Origin of the sequence: Mesorhizobium sp. B2-3-4, from assembly GCF_006442315.1 — a bacterium.
GTDB lineage: Bacteria > Pseudomonadota > Alphaproteobacteria > Rhizobiales > Rhizobiaceae > Mesorhizobium.
Map to the genome: position 1 here is coordinate 515,905 of NZ_VFVY01000001.1, position 16,461 is coordinate 532,365.

Annotated in this window: 16 protein-coding genes; 14 read left to right on the forward strand and 2 right to left on the reverse strand. The window is 63.1% G+C overall.

Features of this window, described 5'->3' with window-relative positions:
* Positions 1-14 precede the first annotated feature (14 nt).
* The 6 genes from FJ967_RS02900 to FJ967_RS02925 all read left to right on the forward strand — a co-directional run bounded on the left by FJ967_RS02900 (position 15) and on the right by FJ967_RS02925 (position 4,481).
* Positions 15-422, forward strand: a complete 408-nt coding sequence (locus FJ967_RS02900; RefSeq protein ID WP_140730175.1) for a hypothetical protein — start codon at positions 15-17, stop codon at positions 420-422.
* A gap of 4 nt (positions 423-426) precedes the next feature.
* On the forward strand, positions 427-1,062 hold the full coding sequence (locus FJ967_RS02905; protein WP_140730176.1) for an SGNH/GDSL hydrolase family protein: 636 nt from the start codon (positions 427-429) through the stop codon (positions 1,060-1,062).
* A 16-nt stretch (positions 1,063-1,078) separates the two neighbouring features.
* Positions 1,079-2,527 carry a dihydrolipoyl dehydrogenase gene (gene lpdA / locus FJ967_RS02910; protein ID WP_140730177.1) on the forward strand — a complete coding sequence of 483 codons (1,449 nt, stop codon included), beginning with the start codon at positions 1,079-1,081 and terminating at the stop codon, positions 2,525-2,527.
* A 99-nt stretch (positions 2,528-2,626) separates the two neighbouring features.
* Entirely contained in the window at positions 2,627-2,884 is a 258-nt protein-coding gene (locus tag FJ967_RS02915; RefSeq protein WP_140730178.1) for a GlsB/YeaQ/YmgE family stress response membrane protein, read from the forward strand.
* A 137-nt stretch (positions 2,885-3,021) separates the two neighbouring features.
* A complete protein-coding gene (gene lipA, locus FJ967_RS02920; protein WP_140730179.1) occupies positions 3,022-3,987 on the forward strand; it encodes a lipoyl synthase in 966 nt (321 codons plus the stop codon).
* Between the two features lie 35 nt (positions 3,988-4,022).
* Positions 4,023-4,481, forward strand: coding sequence for a type II toxin-antitoxin system RatA family toxin (locus FJ967_RS02925; protein ID WP_140730180.1), 459 nt, complete (start codon positions 4,023-4,025; stop codon positions 4,479-4,481).
* Here FJ967_RS02925 and FJ967_RS02930 read toward each other — a convergent pair.
* Entirely contained in the window at positions 4,478-4,966 is a 489-nt protein-coding gene (locus FJ967_RS02930) for a CinA family protein (protein ID WP_140730181.1), read from the reverse strand. The genes FJ967_RS02925 and FJ967_RS02930 overlap by 4 nt on opposite strands.
* Positions 4,963-6,192 carry a bifunctional 2-C-methyl-D-erythritol 4-phosphate cytidylyltransferase/2-C-methyl-D-erythritol 2,4-cyclodiphosphate synthase gene (locus FJ967_RS02935; protein WP_140730182.1) on the reverse strand — a complete coding sequence of 410 codons (1,230 nt, stop codon included), beginning with the start codon at positions 6,190-6,192 and terminating at the stop codon, positions 4,963-4,965. The genes FJ967_RS02930 and FJ967_RS02935 overlap by 4 nt, the downstream gene beginning before the upstream one ends.
* A 140-nt stretch (positions 6,193-6,332) precedes the next feature.
* Here FJ967_RS02935 and dusB point away from each other — a divergent pair, with 140 nt between their 5' ends.
* The 8 genes from dusB (at position 6,333) to hflX (ending at position 16,457) form a co-directional block, all read left to right on the forward strand.
* Positions 6,333-7,361 carry a tRNA dihydrouridine synthase DusB gene (dusB, locus tag FJ967_RS02940; RefSeq protein WP_140730183.1) on the forward strand — a complete coding sequence of 343 codons (1,029 nt, stop codon included), beginning with the start codon at positions 6,333-6,335 and terminating at the stop codon, positions 7,359-7,361.
* On the forward strand, positions 7,358-8,500 hold the full coding sequence (locus FJ967_RS02945) for a nitrogen regulation protein NR(II) (protein ID WP_140730184.1): 1,143 nt from the start codon (positions 7,358-7,360) through the stop codon (positions 8,498-8,500). The genes dusB and FJ967_RS02945 overlap by 4 nt, the downstream gene beginning before the upstream one ends.
* Positions 8,497-9,957, forward strand: a complete 1,461-nt coding sequence (ntrC, locus tag FJ967_RS02950; RefSeq protein WP_140730185.1) for a nitrogen regulation protein NR(I) — start codon at positions 8,497-8,499, stop codon at positions 9,955-9,957. The genes FJ967_RS02945 and ntrC overlap by 4 nt, the downstream gene beginning before the upstream one ends.
* Positions 9,958-10,087: 130 nt before the next feature.
* Entirely contained in the window at positions 10,088-12,373 is a 2,286-nt protein-coding gene (locus FJ967_RS02955; protein WP_181175644.1) for a PAS domain-containing sensor histidine kinase, read from the forward strand.
* Entirely contained in the window at positions 12,363-13,724 is a 1,362-nt protein-coding gene (locus FJ967_RS02960) for a sigma-54 dependent transcriptional regulator (protein WP_140730187.1), read from the forward strand. The genes FJ967_RS02955 and FJ967_RS02960 overlap by 11 nt, the downstream gene beginning before the upstream one ends.
* An 87-nt stretch (positions 13,725-13,811) precedes the next feature.
* Positions 13,812-14,675 carry a D-amino-acid transaminase gene (locus FJ967_RS02965; protein ID WP_140730188.1) on the forward strand — a complete coding sequence of 288 codons (864 nt, stop codon included), beginning with the start codon at positions 13,812-13,814 and terminating at the stop codon, positions 14,673-14,675.
* Positions 14,676-14,819: 144 nt separating this feature from the next.
* Positions 14,820-15,065: an RNA chaperone Hfq gene (gene hfq / locus FJ967_RS02970; protein ID WP_006202172.1), complete on the forward strand. Its 246-nt coding sequence runs from the start codon at positions 14,820-14,822 to the stop codon at positions 15,063-15,065.
* A complete protein-coding gene (gene hflX / locus FJ967_RS02975; RefSeq protein WP_140730189.1) occupies positions 15,066-16,457 on the forward strand; it encodes a GTPase HflX in 1,392 nt (463 codons plus the stop codon). It begins immediately after the preceding gene.
* Positions 16,458-16,461 lie beyond the last annotated feature (4 nt).

Here is a 16,461-nt window from a genome sequence, read left to right on the forward strand (position 1 = left end):
AACGGGAGGGGGCGGTGCGGAAATTCTTCACCAGCCTTTTTGCCTTCGTGCTCACCGGCTTCGCCGGTGGGCTGGTGGCGCAATGGCTTGCTGTCGCGGCTGACGCGCAGGAAGAGTACATCCTCGTTTTCATGGCCTCGATGCTGGTGACCTTCGTCGTCACCTTCGTCTTCTTCGTGGCGCAGTTCATGAACGACCCGCTCGCGGCGGTGGCCACGTCAGGCAAGTGGCTGCTGATCGTGTTTTTGGTGCTGATAGCCCTTCTGATTGCCCTGATCCTCTATACCGACAGCAGCGCCGCAGTGGTGAAGAAGGACATGCCCCTGGTTATCGGCCTCGCCCTGCCGGGTCTGGTGACCATCATCACACAATGGCTGTTCGTGCGCTGGCGGGTACGGCGCGGTTGGCCACAGCACAGGTGAGCGCATGAAGACGGTGCTTTGCTATGGCGACTCGCTGACCTGGGGCTACAATGCCGAGGGTGGCCGCCATGCGCTTGAGGATCGTTGGCCGAGCGTGCTGCAAGCTGGGCTCGGTGGCGGCGTTGAGGTGATCGCCGAAGGTCTCAACGGCCGCACCACGGCTTTCGACGATCATCTGGCCGGAGCCGACCGCAACGGCGCGCGGTTGCTGCCGACGGTTTTGATGACGCATGCGCCGATCGACCTGATTGTCATCATGCTTGGCGCCAACGACATGAAGCCATGGATCCACGGCAATCCGGTCGCGGCCAAGCAGGGCATCCAGCGGCTGATCGATATTGTGCGTGGCCACGACTATCCATTCGGCTCGGCCGCGCCGCAGATCCTGATCGTTTCCCCGCCCCTTGTCACACGCACCGATAATGCCGATTTCAAGGAGATGTTCGCCGGCGGCGACGACGCCTCGAAGCAACTTGCACCGCAATACGAAGCACTTGCCGACGAAGCGGGCTGCGGCTTCTTCGATGCCGGCACGGTGGCGCAAACCACGCCGCTCGACGGCGTTCACCTCGATGCCGAAAACACGCGAAATATCGGCAAAGCGCTGACGCCGCTCGTGCGCGTCATGCTGGAATTGTGATTTTAAGGAGAAAATCGTGGCTGAGAACTACGACGTCATCATCATCGGCTCCGGCCCCGGCGGCTACGTCACGGCGGTGCGGTCCGCCCAGCTTGGCTTCAAGACGGCGATCGTCGAGCGCGAGCATCTGGGCGGCATCTGCCTGAACTGGGGCTGCATCCCAACCAAGGCGCTGCTGCGCTCGGCCGAGATCATGCACTATTCCGATCATCTGAAGGATTACGGCCTGAAGCTCGATGGCGGCAAGATCAGCGCCGATACCGCAGCTGTCGTCGATCGCTCGCGCAAGGTTTCGCTGCGCCTCAATGGCGGCGTCGCCTTCCTGATGAAGAAGAACAAGGTCGACGTGATCTGGGGCGAGGCAAAGCTCTCCAAGCCCGGCGAAATCGTTGTCTCGAAGACCGCCAAGAAGCCGATGGAGCCGCAGCCGCCGGTGCCGAAGGGCGTCAAGGGCGAGGGCACCTACACCGCCAAGCACATCATCCTGGCGACGGGCGCGCGGCCGCGCGCACTGCCCGGCATCGAGCCGGACGGCAAGCTTATCTGGACCTATTTCGAGGCTATGGTGCCGAAGGAGATGCCGAAATCCCTGCTGGTGATGGGATCCGGCGCAATCGGCATCGAATTCGCCTCCTTCTACCGCACGATGGGCGCCGAGGTGACGGTCGTCGAACTGCTGCCGGCGGTGATGCCTGTCGAGGATGCCGAAGTCTCGAAATTCGCGCAGAAGCAGTTCGAGAAGCAAGGCATGAAGATCATCCTCGAGGCCAAGGTGACCAAGGTCGAGAAGGGTGCGAACTCGGTCACCGCGCATGTCGAGATGAAGGATGGCAAGGTCGAGAAGATCACCGCCGACCGCATGATCTCGGCCGTCGGCGTCCAGGGCAATATCGAGGGCCTCGGCCTCGAGGCGCTCGGCGTGAAGACCGATCGCGGATGCGTGGTCGTCGATGGTTACGGCAAGACCAACATCCCAGGCATCTACGCCATCGGCGACGTCGCCGGCCCGCCGATGCTCGCTCACAAGGCCGAGCACGAAGGCGTTGTGTGCATTGAAAAGATCGCCAGTTTCCCGGGCGTGCACGCCATCGACAAATTGAAGATTCCCGGCTGCACCTACTGCAATCCGCAGGTCGCCTCGGTCGGCCTGACGGAAGCGAAAGCCAAGGCCGAAGGCAAGGACATCCGCGTCGGCCGCTTCCAGTTCGCCGCCAACGGCAAGGCCATCGCGCTCGGCGAGGACCAGGGCTTCATCAAGACCATCTTCGACAAGAAGACCGGTCAACTGCTGGGTGCGCACATGGTCGGCGCCGAAGTGACCGAACTGATCCAGGGCTTTGTCGTGGCGATGAACCTGGAGACGACCGAGGAAGAGCTGATGCACACCATCTTCCCGCATCCGACCCTGTCGGAGATGATGAAGGAGAGCGTGCTCGACGCCTATGGCCGGGCGCTCAACGCGTGATAGATTGGCCGCACGGGACTCAGGCTTGCAAGCCTTGGGAACCCGTCGGCAAGGTAGTTCGTTTCCGGGTGCTTTTTCACCTACTCAAGGAGAGCGCATATGGACGTGAATGGCGTGGGCTGGATCGCAGCCATCATCATCGGTGGCCTGGCGGGCTGGTTCGCCGAAATGGTCATGAAGAGCAATACCGGCATCTTCATGAACATCATTATGGGCATAGCCGGCGCGGTGGTGCTGAACGCCATTCTGCGAGCCCTCAATATCGAGCCCTTCGGCATCGGCTGGACAGCCTATCTGATCACCGGCTTCATCGGCGCCTGCCTGCTGATCTTCGCCGGGCGGCTGGTGCGCCGTTAAGGCCGGACGATCCCCGCTATGCGAAAACGGCCGTGGCGGCATGCGCCGCGACGGCCTTTTTCTTTGCGTTGAAAAGTCCTAGATGACGTTTAGGCGGCTATCGCAAGCGATGGCCGCGGAACCAAGCCAGGTTTGAGATGGTCACAGTCCTCGACACGATCGCCAACGCACCGCGCCTGCGGCATCCCGAGAAGGCGCACAAGCCCGACCAGGAGGTGTTGCGCAAGCCTGACTGGATCCGCGTCAAGGCGCCGGTATCGAAGGGCTATGCCGAGACACGCGAGATCGTGAAATCGCACAAGCTGGTGACGGTGTGCGAGGAGGCCGGTTGCCCCAATATCGGCGAGTGCTGGGAAAAGAAGCACGCCACCTTCATGATCATGGGCGAGATCTGCACCCGCGCCTGCGCCTTCTGCAATGTTGCCACCGGCATTCCAACCGCGCTCGACGCGGACGAGCCGGCCCGCGTCGCACACGCCGTCAAGCAGATGGGGCTGAGCCACGTCGTCATCACCTCGGTCGATCGCGACGATCTTGCCGATGGCGGAGCGCAGCATTTCGCGGACGTTATCAGGGCGATCCGCGCGGCGACACCGTCGACCACGATCGAGATCCTGACGCCCGACTTCCTGCGCAAGGACGGCGCGCTGGAGATCGTCGTGGCCGCTAGGCCTGACGTATTCAACCACAACCTTGAAACGGTACCGTCGAACTATCTCAAGGTCCGTCCCGGCGCCCGCTATTTCCACTCGATCCGGCTCCTGCAGCGGGTCAAGGAACTCGATCCGTCGATCTTCACCAAGTCCGGCATCATGGTGGGCCTGGGTGAGGAGCGGAACGAGATCCTGCAATTGATGGACGATCTGCGCTCCGCCAATGTCGACTTCATGACCATCGGCCAATACCTGCAGCCGTCGAAGAAGCACCATCCGGTGATCCGTTTCGTCACGCCGGAGGAGTTCAAGTCCTTCGAGACGGTTGGCAGGACCAAGGGCTTCCTGCTGGTGGCGTCGAGCCCGCTCACCCGGTCTTCGCACCATGCCGGCGACGATTTCGCCAGGCTGCGTGCGGCACGCGAAGCGCAACTCGCGAAATCGCTCTGATGCATTTCCGACGCGACGCCCTCTAGAGCCGGGTCATGCCGAAATTCGAAGCCACCCGCCGCGTTGCCCACACGCCGCAGCAGATGTTCGCGCTGGTCGCCGATATCGAGGCCTATCCGCAATTCCTGCCGCTTTGCGAGGCGCTGACGGTCCGCTCTCGCAAGGAGCGTGACGGGCGCACCATACTCGTCGCCGATATGAGCATCGGCTACAAGGCGATCCGCGAAACCTTCACCACGCAGGTGCTGCTGAAGCCCGACGAGAACGCCATCGACGTGAAATATATCGATGGCCCTTTCAAATATCTGAGCAATGTCTGGCGTTTCGAGCCCGACGGCGCCGGCTGCGCCGTGCGCTTCTTCATCGACTACGAATTCAAGAGCCGTATCCTGGGCGTCCTGATGGGCACGATGTTCGACCGTGCCTTCCGCATGTTCGCCGAGGCTTTCGAGAAGCGCGCCGACGTCATCTATGGTGTCACGCCGTCGGCTTAGGCCTCGTCGAGCGCACGCAGACCCAGCTCCAGCGCATGGGCGACCGTTTCGCGGCGGATGAAGTCGCGCCCCTTGTCGGCGAACAGCCTGTGTTCGGCGGTCACCGTCCCGCCGGCCACGCCGACACCGAACCAGACCAGGCCGACGGGCTTTTCCAGCGAACCGCCGCCAGGTCCGGCGATCCCGGTGACGGCCAGGGTAAGACCGGCGCGGGAACGGCCGAGCGCGCCCTTCGCCATCTCGATGGCTGTTTCGCGCGATACCGCGCCATGCGCGTCGAGCGTGGCGGCCGAAACGCCGAGCATGTCCATCTTGGCTTCGTTGGAATAGGTGATGAAGCCGCGATCGACCACGGCCGAGGAACCGGCGATGTCGGTCATTGCCGCGATGATCATGCCGCCGGTGCAGCTTTCCGCGGTGGCCAGCATGATACCGCGCTCGCGGCAGGCTTCGAACAGGGCAATCGCCAGGTCGCCACTGCTCATTCGGGAACCTCGCCGGGGAACACCACGCTCGCGGTGGCGATCGCCGCTATGCCTTCCTCGCGGCCAACGAAGCCGAGTTTCTCGTTGGTTGTCGCCTTGACCGAAATGCGGTCGGCGGAAATGCCCAGCATCCGGGAGAGGACCGCCGTCATCGCCTCCCGGTGCGGGCCGACACGTGGCGCCTCGCAGATCAGCGTGATATCGGCATTGGCGATGCGCCCACCGCGCTCGCGCACCAGCCTTGCCGCATGCTCGACGAAGATCCGCGACGCGGCACCCTTCCACTGCGGGTCGGAGGGAGGAAAGTGCGTGCCGATGTCGCCAGCGCCGCAGGTGGCGAGTAGCGCGTCCGTCAGTGCGTGCAGGCCGACATCGGCGTCGGAATGGCCTGACAGCTTCCTGTCGTGCGGGATGGCAACGCCGCAGAGCGTGACGTGGTCGCCGGGCTCGAAGGCATGGACGTCATAGCCGTTGCCGGTGCGGATATCGGGAAACTGTGCCCTCTCGCTGGAAAGCCGCTGGTGCGCCATGGCGATGTCCCGTGCCCATGTGAGTTTAACATTGTCCGACGAGCCGGGAACGAGCTTTACCGGCATCTGCATCCATTCCGCGATCGACGCGTCGTCGGTGAAGTCGGTCTTGCCGCTGGTATAGGCTTCCTCATGCATCGTCATGATGGCGAGGAATGGAAAGCCTTGCGGTGTTTGCGCCGCGTGCAGCCCGCTCCTGGGGACCGTTTCGCCGACCGTGCCGGTGGCCGATTCCCGTTTCAGCGTGTCGGCAACGGGCAGGGCGGGCAGGGCGCCTTCGCGCTCGCCGATGGCTGCGATGGTGCGGTCGATCAGGTCCATATCGACGAAGGGGCGCGCGGCATCGTGGATGAGGACCTTGTCAGGCGCGTGGCTTCTAAGCGCCTGCAGCCCGAGCCGAACCGAATCCTGCCGCGTTGCACCACCGGCGATTGCCGTTACCCGATCGGCATCGGTGCCGACGGCCTGCCGGAAAAGCTCCTGGTCTTCGGCATGGATGGCCACGACGATCGGGCCGATGAGCGGATGGGCCAGAAAAATGTCGATGACACGGGCGATGACGGCGCGGCCGCCGATCCGTTGATATTGCTTGGGACCATCGGCCTGTCCGGCGCGCGCGCCGCGGCCCGCCGCGACGATAACCACCGCGACCTTGCCACCTCGATCCGAAGCCTGATTTTCAGTTGCGCCCGTCATGCCGTCTGGTCCTAGTCGCGGCCAAGGCCGAAGGCCAGCTTTTTCCCAATTGCGCCTTAATGTGGCGTCATTGCGCGTTGCACATTTCTCTCTATCTGGCTAGAGAATGTGCAACGATTGGACATGCTTGGTTTTTGTGCATGGTTAACTTGATCAGATTGGCCGAACCTCTCGACGTCGGCGGCGTGAGAATCCGCAACCGCGTCTTCCTTGCGCCGATGTCCGGGATCACGGACGAGCCCTTCAGGCAGCGCGCCCATGCGCATGGCGCCGGTCTGGTCGTGTCCGAAATGGTGGCCAGCGGCGAGCTTGCCAAGGGCCGTGCCGGCTTCGACCTGCGCATACGGCATTCCGGCCTGCCCGTCCACATGGTGCAGCTCGCCGGCCGCGAGGCCGCGCACATGGCCGAGGCCGCCCGGATCGCCGCCGGCGAGGGCGCCGACATCATCGACATCAACATGGGCTGCCCGGCCAAGAAGGTCACCGGCGGCTATGCCGGCTCGGCCTTGATGCTGGATCTCGACCATGCGCTGTCGCTGATCGAGGCCGTTGTCGGCGCCGTCGACGTGCCGGTGACGGTCAAGATGCGGCTCGGCTGGGATGAAGGCGCGCTCAACGCGCCGATCCTGGCACGCCGCGCCGAGCAGGCGGGCGTCAAAATGGTGACCGTCCACGGCCGCACGCGCTGCCAGTTCTACCAGGGCAAGGCAGACTGGCGCGCCATCGCCCGCGTCAAGGAAGCCGTATCCATCCCGGTCGTCGCCAATGGCGATGTCTGCTCCCCGGCCGAAGCCTCGGCCATTCTCGAACAGTCGGGCGCCGACGCGGTGATGGCCGGCCGCGCCCATTATGGCGCGCCCTGGATCGCAGGCAGCATCGCTGCGGCAGCCGCCGGGGCATTTGCATCCGGCATTCCCGAGACCCGCCAGGCGCTCGCCGACTATGTCGTTGCCCATTACGAAGACATGCTCGCGCTTTACGGCATCGAGAGCGGCCTACGCCAGGCGCGCAAGCATCTGGGCTGGTATCTCGACCGTCATGCCGGAGACGTCACTGGCGACAGCAGAAAAGCGATATTGACCGCCTTTGAACCGGCCCGCGTCATCGCTTTGCTGCGCGACGTGTTTTCCCGCGATCCGCAAAGCTCGCACCTGCGGAGCGCCGCATGACCGCCACCGCCGGCCAGGGCGCTGAAATGGCTGATGCCGCACAGATCGTGCTGAACACGATCCGCCGCCCGGTGATCATGATCAGCGAGGAAGGCTTCATCACCTTCGCCAACGCCGATGCCGAGGATTTCTTTCGCTCCAGCGCAACCATGCTGGCACGCAACACGCTGTCCAAGCTCATACCTTTCGGCAGCCCGCTGCTGACGCTGGTCGACCAGGTGCGCGAGCGCCGGGCGCCCGTCAACGAATATCGGGTCGACGTGTCGTCGCCGCGTCTGGGCATCGAGAAGGTCGTCGATCTCTATGTCGCGCCGGTGCCGGAATTTCCGGGCTCCGTGGTGGTGATGTTCCAGGAACGGTCGATGGCCGACAAGATCGATCGCCAGATGACGCATCGCGGCGCCGCGCGCTCGGTGACCGGCCTGGCGGCGATGCTGGCGCATGAGATCAAGAACCCGCTCTCCGGCATCAGGGGCGCGGCCCAGCTGCTCGAATTGTCCGCGTCCGACGAGGATCGCGCGCTCACCCGGCTGATCACCGACGAGACGGACCGCATCGTGTCTCTGGTCGACCGCATGGAAGTGTTTTCCGACGAGCGGCCGATCGATCGCTATCCCGTCAACATCCATGTCGTGCTCGACCATGTGAAGGCAATTGCCAAGAACGGTTTCGCGAAGAAAATCAAGATATTGGAGGATTATGATCCATCATTGCCTCCGGTTTTCGCCAACCGCGATCAGCTGATTCAGGTGTTCCTCAACCTTGTCAAGAACGCCGCCGAGGCGATCGGCAGCGACCCCCAGGGCGAGATCATCCTGTCCACGGCCTTCCGGCCGGGCATTCGTGTTTCGGTTCCGGGCACGCAGGATCGCGTGTCGCTGCCGCTGGAGTTCTGTGTGCGCGACAATGGCTCCGGTGTCTCCGAAGACATCCTGCCGATCCTGTTCGATCCCTTCATCACCACCAAGCCGAACGGGTCCGGGCTGGGACTGGCGCTGGTCGCCAAGATCGTCGGTGAACATGGCGGCATCATCGAATGCGATTCGACACCGCGCGCGACGACGTTCCGGGTCTTGATGCCGGCCTGGAAAGAAACGGCGCTGGGCGCCGATCAGGACGGCGAAGGAGACCGCAAATGACCGCTCGCGGCAATATTCTCGTCGCCGACGACGACGCGGCGATCCGCACCGTGCTCAATCAGGCTCTCTCGCGCGTCGGCCATGAGGTGCGCGTCACCTCCAACGCCTCGACCTTGTGGCGCTGGGTGGCGGCCGGCGAGGGGGACCTCGTCATCACCGACGTCGTGATGCCGGACGAAAATGCGTTCGACATGCTGCCGCGCATCAAGAAGGCGCGGCCGGAACTGCCCGTCATCGTCATGAGTGCCCAGAACACCTTCATGACGGCGATCCGCGCCTCCGAAACCGGCGCCTACGAATATCTGCCGAAGCCTTTCGACCTGACCGAACTCCTCAACATCGTCAACCGGGCGCTGTCGGAGCCGCGCCGCCCCAAGATCGACGCACGACCCGAAGAACAGCCCGAAACGATGCCGCTGGTTGGCCGTTCGGCCGCCATGCAGGACATCTACCGCATGCTGGCGCGCATGATGCAGACCGACCTGACGGTGATGATCTCGGGCGAATCGGGCACCGGCAAGGAACTGGTGGCGCGTGCGCTGCATGAATATGGACGCCGTCGTGGCGGTCCGTTCGTTGCCATCAATATGGCGGCCATCCCGCGCGACCTGATCGAATCGGAACTGTTCGGCCACGAGAAGGGCGCCTTTACCGGTGCCCAGAATCGCTCCACCGGCCGCTTCGAGCAGGCCGAGGGCGGCACGTTGTTCCTCGACGAGATCGGCGACATGCCGATGGAGGCGCAGACGCGCCTGCTGCGTGTCCTGCAGCAGGGCGAATACACGACGGTCGGCGGCCGCACGCCGATCAAGACGGATGTGCGCATCGTCGCCGCCACCAACAAGGACCTGCGCACCCTGATTAACCAGGGCCTGTTCCGCGAGGACCTTTTCTACCGTCTCAACGTCGTTCCGCTGAGGTTGCCGGCGCTTCGCGAACGCTCCGAGGACGTGCCGGATCTGGTGCGGCATTTCTTCAAGCTCGGCGAGATGGAGGGGCTGCAGACCAAGCGCATCTCGTCCGGCGGCATCGAACTGATGAAGCGCTACCCGTGGCCGGGCAATGTGCGCGAGCTGGAGAATCTCGTGCGCCGGCTCGCCGCGCTCTATTCCCAGGACGAAATATCCGCCGAGATCATCGAGGCGGAGCTCAAAACCGGCGAGCGACCCGTTGTGCCCGGCGGCGGCAACCTCATCCCCGACGATCTGTCGATCGGCCAGGCGGTGGAGCACTTCCTGCAGCGCTATTTCGCCTCGTTTGCCGGCGACCTGCCGCCGGCCGGCCTCTACCAGCGCATTCTTTCCGAAGTCGAATATCCGCTCGTCCTGGCCTCCATGACCGCAACGCGCGGCAACCAGATCAAGGCCGCGGAATTGCTGGGGCTCAACCGCAACACCTTGCGCAAGAAGATCCGCGACCTGGGCGTCAACGTCTACAAATCGTCGCGCCAGACCTGAGGCCCGCGCCAGCCGCACGATCTTTTCAGGGGAACGATCCGGGAAAGAGTCCCGTCATTGTCACACTTGTTGCATAATCGCCACAATGCGTTGCATAGATCGGACGCAATCATTGGCTCTAGACGGCGACATGGCTCCGCAGGCACCTGTACTCAACCAACCGCTTTTCAGCGAACCCGGCGCGCGCGATGGCCGCCGGCTGCTGGCGCTGCCAGGCGTGGTGGCGATCGCCGGTGCCCTGGTCATGGCCGCCATTTCCTTCGCCATCCTGGTCGGTGCGACACCGATCGCGCCTGACGCCAAGGCGACCTGGGCGCTGATCGCGCTCAACGCTGCCTTCGTGCTGTTCCTGATTGCGCTGATCGGCCGTGAGGTCCATCGCATCGTCATGGCACGCCGCCACGGCAAGGCAGCGTCGCGGCTGCATGTGCGCATCGTTGCCATGTTCGCGCTGGTCGCCGCCATTCCGGCCATCATGGTGGCGATCATCGCCTCGATAACACTCGACATCGGCCTCGATCGCTGGTTCGAGATTCGCACCAAGACGATCGTCAATTCGTCGCTGTCGATCGCCGACGCCTACGTGCAGGAGAACGCCCGCAACCTGCAAGGCACGACGCTGTCCATGGCCTACGACCTCGATGCCTCCCGCACGCTCTATGGCCTTGATAGAACTGGTTTTCTCGATCTCATGAACAAGGAGGCCGTGGGCCGCTCGCTGGCTCATGCCGCGCTCATCAAGCCCGACGGCTCCTTCGTCATGAGCGCCAAGACTGATGCTGATTTCGCCATGCCGGAACCGCCCGAAGGCGCCGTGTCGAGTGCCGAAGACGGCAAGCCCGTGCTGATTGAACCGCGCACGCGCAACATCATGGGCGCCATCGTCAAGCTGCGCGAGATCGAAGGGCTCTATCTCTACACCATCCGACTTGTCGATCCCGATGTGATCAAGGCGCGCCAGATCGTGCGCTCCAACACCGATGAATACCGTGGTCTGGAAGACAATCGCCGTACCTCGCAAGTGGCCTTCGCGCTGCCCTATCTGTCGCTGACGCTGATTGTCATCCTGTCGGCGATCTGGACCGGCATTGCCGTGGCCGACCGTCTGGTGCGGCCGATCCGCCAGCTCATCGGCGCGGCCGACGAGGTCGCGACCGGAAATCTCGACGTGGCCGTGCCGGTGCGGCCCTCTGACGGCGATGTTGCCTCGCTTGGCGACACCTTCAACAAGATGTTGCTGGAGCTGAAGTCGCAGCGCAACGAAATCCTGTCCGCCAAGGACCTGATCGACGAGCGCCGCCGCTTTTCCGAGGCGGTGCTTGCCGGCGTCACGGCGGGCGTCATCGGCGTCGATCCCTACGGCATCGTCACCATCGTCAACCGTTCGGCTGAAACCATGCTGGCCATTTCCGCCAGCGCGGCCCTTGGCCAGAACCTCTCCGCCATTCTGCCGCATGTCGGCCGTGTCTTCGAGATCGGCCGCAAGTCCGGCAAGCCCGTCTACCGCGAGCAGGTGACTTTCTACCGCACCGGGGCCGAACGGACCTTCAATGTGCAGATCACCATCGAGGCAGGCGATGACGGCTCGGAGGAGAAGTCCTACGTCGTGACGGTCGATGACATCACCGATCTGGTTCAGGCCCAGCGTTCGTCCGCCTGGGCCGACGTGGCGCGGCGCATCGCCCACGAGATCAAGAATCCGCTGACGCCGATCCAGCTTTCCGCCGAACGCATCAAGCGCCGCTACGGCAAGGTCATCACCGAAGACCGCGAGGTTTTCGACCAGTGCACCGATACCATTATCCGGCAGGTGGAGGATATTGGCCGCATGGTAGACGAATTCTCGGCCTTCGCGCGCATGCCTAAGCCCGAGATGAAAGCGATCGACCTGCGTGAATCCCTGCGTGAGGCTTCCTTCCTGGTCGAGGTCAGCCGTGCCGACATCACCTTCGAGCGGATGTTCGGAAACGAACCGCTGAAGGGCACGTTCGACAGCCGGTTGATGGCTCAGGCCTTCGGCAATGTGATCAAGAACGCCGCCGAGGCGATCGACGGGCTGGAACAGAAGGACGGCTCGCACGGCATAATCCGGATTCAAGCCGGCCGTCAGAATGGGACGATTCGAATCGATGTCATCGACAATGGCAAAGGCCTGCCGCGCGAGAATCGCCAAAGGTTGCTGGAGCCCTATATGACGACACGCGAAAAGGGCACCGGACTTGGTCTGGCTATCGTCAAGAAGATCGTGGAGGACCATGGCGGTCGGCTGGAACTCCATGATGCGCCCGCCGATTTCCATGGCGGGCGGGGCGCGATGATCAGCATCATCCTGCCGCCTGCGGCCGGCGCGCTACCACGCGGCGAAAGCAAGGCGGAACACGAAAGAGAAACTGAAAAGGTCGGTAATGGCGTCTGATATTCTCATCGTCGATGACGAGGAAGACATCCGCGAACTCGTCGCAGGGATTCTGAGCGACGAAGGTCACGAAACCCGGACGGCATTCGACGCCGACAGCGCGCTGGCGGCCATTGCCGATCGCGCGCCAAGGTTGATCTTCCTGGACATCTGGCTGCAGGGCTCGCGTCTGGACGGGCTGGCATTGCTCGATGAGATCAAGACCATGCACCCGAACCTGCCAGTCGTGATGATTTCAGGCCACGGCAACATCGAAACGGCGGTTTCCGCCATACGTCGCGGCGCTTATGACTTCATCGAGAAGCCATTCAAGGCAGACCGGCTGATCCTCATTGCCGAACGTGCGCTCGAGACCTCGAAACTGCGCCGCGAGGTTTCCGACCTCAAGCAGCGCAGCGGCGAGACCTTCGACCTGATCGGCATGTCGTCGGCGATGAGCCAGTTGCGCCAGACGATCGAACGCGTCGCCCCGACCAACAGCCGGGTGATGATCGTTGGCCCCTCCGGCTCGGGCAAGGAGCTGGCGGCGCGCGCCATCCACACGCTGTCGACACGCAAGAGCGGGCCGTTCGTGACGCTGAGCGCCGCCAACATCACGCCCGAACGCATGGAGATCGAACTGTTCGGCACCGAATCGAACGGGGTCGAGCGCAAGGTGGGAGCGCTGGAGGAAGCCCATCGCGGCATCCTTTACATCGACGAAGTGGCCGACATGCCGCGCGAGACGCAGAACAAGATCCTGCGCGTGCTGGTCGAACAGCAGTTCGAGCGCGTCGGCGGCACCAAGCGGGTGAAGGTCGATGTCCGCATCATTTCCTCGACCTCGCAGAACCTGGAGGCGATGATCGCCGACGGGCGGTTCCGCGAGGATCTTTATCATCGCCTCGCCGTGGTTCCGGTCATGGTGCCGGGGCTGGCCGAGCGGCGCGAGGACATTCCCTATCTCGTCGACAATTTCATGAAGCAGATCGCCCGGCAGGCCGGCATCAAGCCGCGCCGTATCGGCGACGACGCGTTGGCGGTGTTGCAGGCGCACAACTGGCCGGGCAACGTGCGCCAGCTGCGCAACAATGTCGAACGGCTGATGATCCTGGCGCGGGGCGAGGACGTCGACGCACCGATCACCGCGGACCTGCTGCCGTCCGAGATCGGCGATGTCATGCCGCGCACGCCAAACCAGTCGGACCAGCATATCATGGCGCTTCCGCTGCGCGAGGCACGCGAACAGTTCGAAAAGGACTATCTGATTGCCCAGATCAACCGGTTCGGCGGCAACATTTCCAAGACCGCCGAGTTCATCGGCATGGAGCGCTCCGCCTTGCACCGCAAGTTGAAGTCGCTGGGCGTCTGATTAGACGTCCAGTGGCCCACGCGATTGTCCATTACGTCCAGGGCGGAATCGCTTAAACAGGCCGAACCGAATTCCCCGAGGTGACAAATGCCGCGCATTGCCTATGTGAACGGGCGCTACATCGCTCATGCCGATGCCGCCGTGCATATCGAGGATCGTGGCTATCAGTTCGCCGACGGCGTCTATGAGGTCTGCGAGGTGGCGCGCGGCTTCATCGTCGACATGCCGCGCCACCTGGCCCGGCTGAACCGTTCGCTCTCCGAGCTGTCGATCGCCTGGCCGGTGACGCGCAACGTGCTGCCGCTGATCCTGCGCGAGGTGGTCAACCGCAATCAGGTCGTCAATGGTCTGGTCTATGTTCAGGTGACGCGCGGTGTCGCCAGCCGCGACTTTGTCTTTCCGTCGGCCGACACCAAGCCCTCTCTGGTCGTGACAGCCAAGAAGGCTGATCCTGCCGCCGCCGCCAAGCGGGCCGAAACCGGCATCGCCGTCATCACCGTGCCGGAGAATCGCTGGGACCGTGTCGACATCAAGAGCGTCGGGCTTCTGCCCAATGTGCTGGCCAAGCAGAAAGCCAAGGAAGCCGGCGCACAGGAGGCGTGGTTCGTCGATACCGACGGCAACGTCAAGGAAGGCGGCTCGTCGAATGCCTGGATCGTTACCCGGGATGGCGTTCTGGTCACCAGGCCGGCCGAACATGGCATTCTGCGCGGCATCACGCGCACCACCATGTTCGACGTCGCGGCAAAGCTCGGCCTGAAGATCGAGGAGCGCGGATTTTCCGTCGCCGAGGCCAAGGCGGCGCGGGAAGCATTCATTAGCTCGGCAACGACAATTGCCATGCCGATCGTGGCCATTGACGGTGTTCCCGTGGCCAATGGACACCCCGGTTCTGTAACACTTTCGTTGCGGCAAGCCTTTTTTGACATTGCGGAAAAAAGTCCAGCCTGATAACCGCACAGGTGGAATGAACATCAATATATCTCGTTCTGCTTGTCGTTACTGACGGCAAGAGGGTGTTTGCGCGCTTGACATGTGCCCGCTAATTTGGCGCATTGGCTGCAAACCGAAGGGGATCGGCGAAAGACAAGAACAATGGCGGAACGATCGCAAAACCTTCAGGACCTGTTCCTGAATTCAGTTCGCAAGAGCAAGAACCCGCTCACCATCTTTCTCATCAACGGCGTGAAGCTGACCGGCGTGGTCACTTCCTTCGACAATTTCTGCGTCCTGCTGCGCCGCGACGGCCACTCCCAGCTCGTCTACAAGCACGCCATTTCCACGATCATGCCGAGCCAGCCGGTTCAGATGTTCGATGGCGAGGAAAGCCAGGGCGCCTGATTGGCACGTGAGAGAGACGCGGACGCCACGGTTCGCGGAAAAACAGCGCATCATCACGGGACGGAAGCCGAAGCCCCGACCCGTGCCGTTGTCATCGTGCCGGTGCTGACCCGCCAGCCGCGCGGGGACGACGACACCAACCGTCCCCGGCTGACGCGTTCGGCCGAGGCGCGTCACGACGAAGCGGTCGGCCTTGCCCGAGCCATCAACCTCGATCTGATCCATACGGCGGTCGTGACGGTCAACGACCCGCGCCCGGCGACGCTGCTGGGCAGCGGCAAGGTCGAGGAGTTCTCCGCGATCGTCAAGGAAGGGCACGCGGAAGTAGTCATCGTCGACCATCCGCTGACGCCGGTTCAGCAGCGTAATCTCGAGAAGGAATTCAACGCCAAGGTACTGGATCGCACGGGGTTGATCCTGGAGATCTTCGGCGAGCGGGCGCGCACCAAGGAAGGCACGCTGCAGGTCGAGCTTGCCCATCTCAACTACCAGAAGGGCCGCCTGGTACGCAGCTGGACCCACCTGGAGCGTCAGCGCGGCGGTGCCGGCTTCCTCGGCGGCCCCGGTGAAACGCAGATCGAATCCGATCGGCGGCAGTTGCAGGAAAAGATCATCAAGCTGAAGCACGAGCTGGAAACCGTGCGCCGCACCCGCGACCTGCACCGCGCCAAGCGCAAGAAGGTGCCGTTTCCGGTGGTGGCGATCGTCGGCTATACCAATGCCGGCAAGTCGACACTGTTCAACCGGCTGACCGGGGCAGGCGTGCTGGCGCAGGACATGCTTTTCGCCACGCTCGATCCAACGCTTCGCCGCGTGCGCCTGCCGCACGGCACGCCGATTATTCTTTCCGATACGGTCGGGTTCATTTCGGACCTTCCGACACATCTGATCGCGGCTTTCCGCGCGACCCTGGAAGAGGTAGTCGAGGCCGATCTCGTCATCCACCTGCGCGATATTTCCGACCCCGATACGGCGGCGCAGGCCGAAGATGTCGAGCGGATCCTCGCCGACCTTGGCGTCGACGCCGGCGATACCAAGCGCGTGATCGAAGTCTGGAACAAGATCGATCTGCTGGACGAAGGCAACAGGGCGAGGCTGCTTGCCGATGGTGCCGACGACAGCAAGGAGCCGCCAATCGCCGTATCGGCGGTGTCGGGCGAGGGCATCGATGCGCTGAAGGCGATCATCGAAACGCGGATGGCCGGTGAGCTTGAAGATTTGACAGTGACGATCGAGCCGGCCCAGTTCGGCTTGGTCGACTGGCTTTACCGCAATGGTGATGTGGTTTCGCGGACCGACAATGAGGATGGCAGCGCGACCATTTCATTGAAGGCTACGCAGAGCGCCCGCGAAGAGATAGAGAGCCGATTGCGCCGTAAAAACAACGGGTAATCTC

Coding starts and splice junctions, on each gene's coding strand:
- FJ967_RS02905 (WP_140730176.1), top strand. CDS start 427: ATGAAGACGGTGCTTTGCTATGGCGACTCGCTGACCTGGGGCTACAAT.
- FJ967_RS02955 (WP_181175644.1), top strand. CDS start 10,088: ATGGCTCCGCAGGCACCTGTACTCAACCAACCGCTTTTCAGCGAACCC.
- FJ967_RS02965 (WP_140730188.1), top strand. CDS start 13,812: ATGCCGCGCATTGCCTATGTGAACGGGCGCTACATCGCTCATGCCGAT.
- FJ967_RS02925 (WP_140730180.1), top strand. CDS start 4,023: ATGCCGAAATTCGAAGCCACCCGCCGCGTTGCCCACACGCCGCAGCAG.
- hfq (WP_006202172.1), top strand. CDS start 14,820: ATGGCGGAACGATCGCAAAACCTTCAGGACCTGTTCCTGAATTCAGTT.
- FJ967_RS02930 (WP_140730181.1), bottom strand. CDS start 4,966: ATGAGCAGTGGCGACCTGGCGATTGCCCTGTTCGAAGCCTGCCGCGAG.
- lipA (WP_140730179.1), top strand. CDS start 3,022: ATGGTCACAGTCCTCGACACGATCGCCAACGCACCGCGCCTGCGGCAT.
- dusB (WP_140730183.1), top strand. CDS start 6,333: ATGGTTAACTTGATCAGATTGGCCGAACCTCTCGACGTCGGCGGCGTG.
- FJ967_RS02935 (WP_140730182.1), bottom strand. CDS start 6,192: ATGACGGGCGCAACTGAAAATCAGGCTTCGGATCGAGGTGGCAAGGTC.
- ntrC (WP_140730185.1), top strand. CDS start 8,497: ATGACCGCTCGCGGCAATATTCTCGTCGCCGACGACGACGCGGCGATC.
- FJ967_RS02915 (WP_140730178.1), top strand. CDS start 2,627: ATGGACGTGAATGGCGTGGGCTGGATCGCAGCCATCATCATCGGTGGC.
- FJ967_RS02945 (WP_140730184.1), top strand. CDS start 7,358: ATGACCGCCACCGCCGGCCAGGGCGCTGAAATGGCTGATGCCGCACAG.
- FJ967_RS02960 (WP_140730187.1), top strand. CDS start 12,363: ATGGCGTCTGATATTCTCATCGTCGATGACGAGGAAGACATCCGCGAA.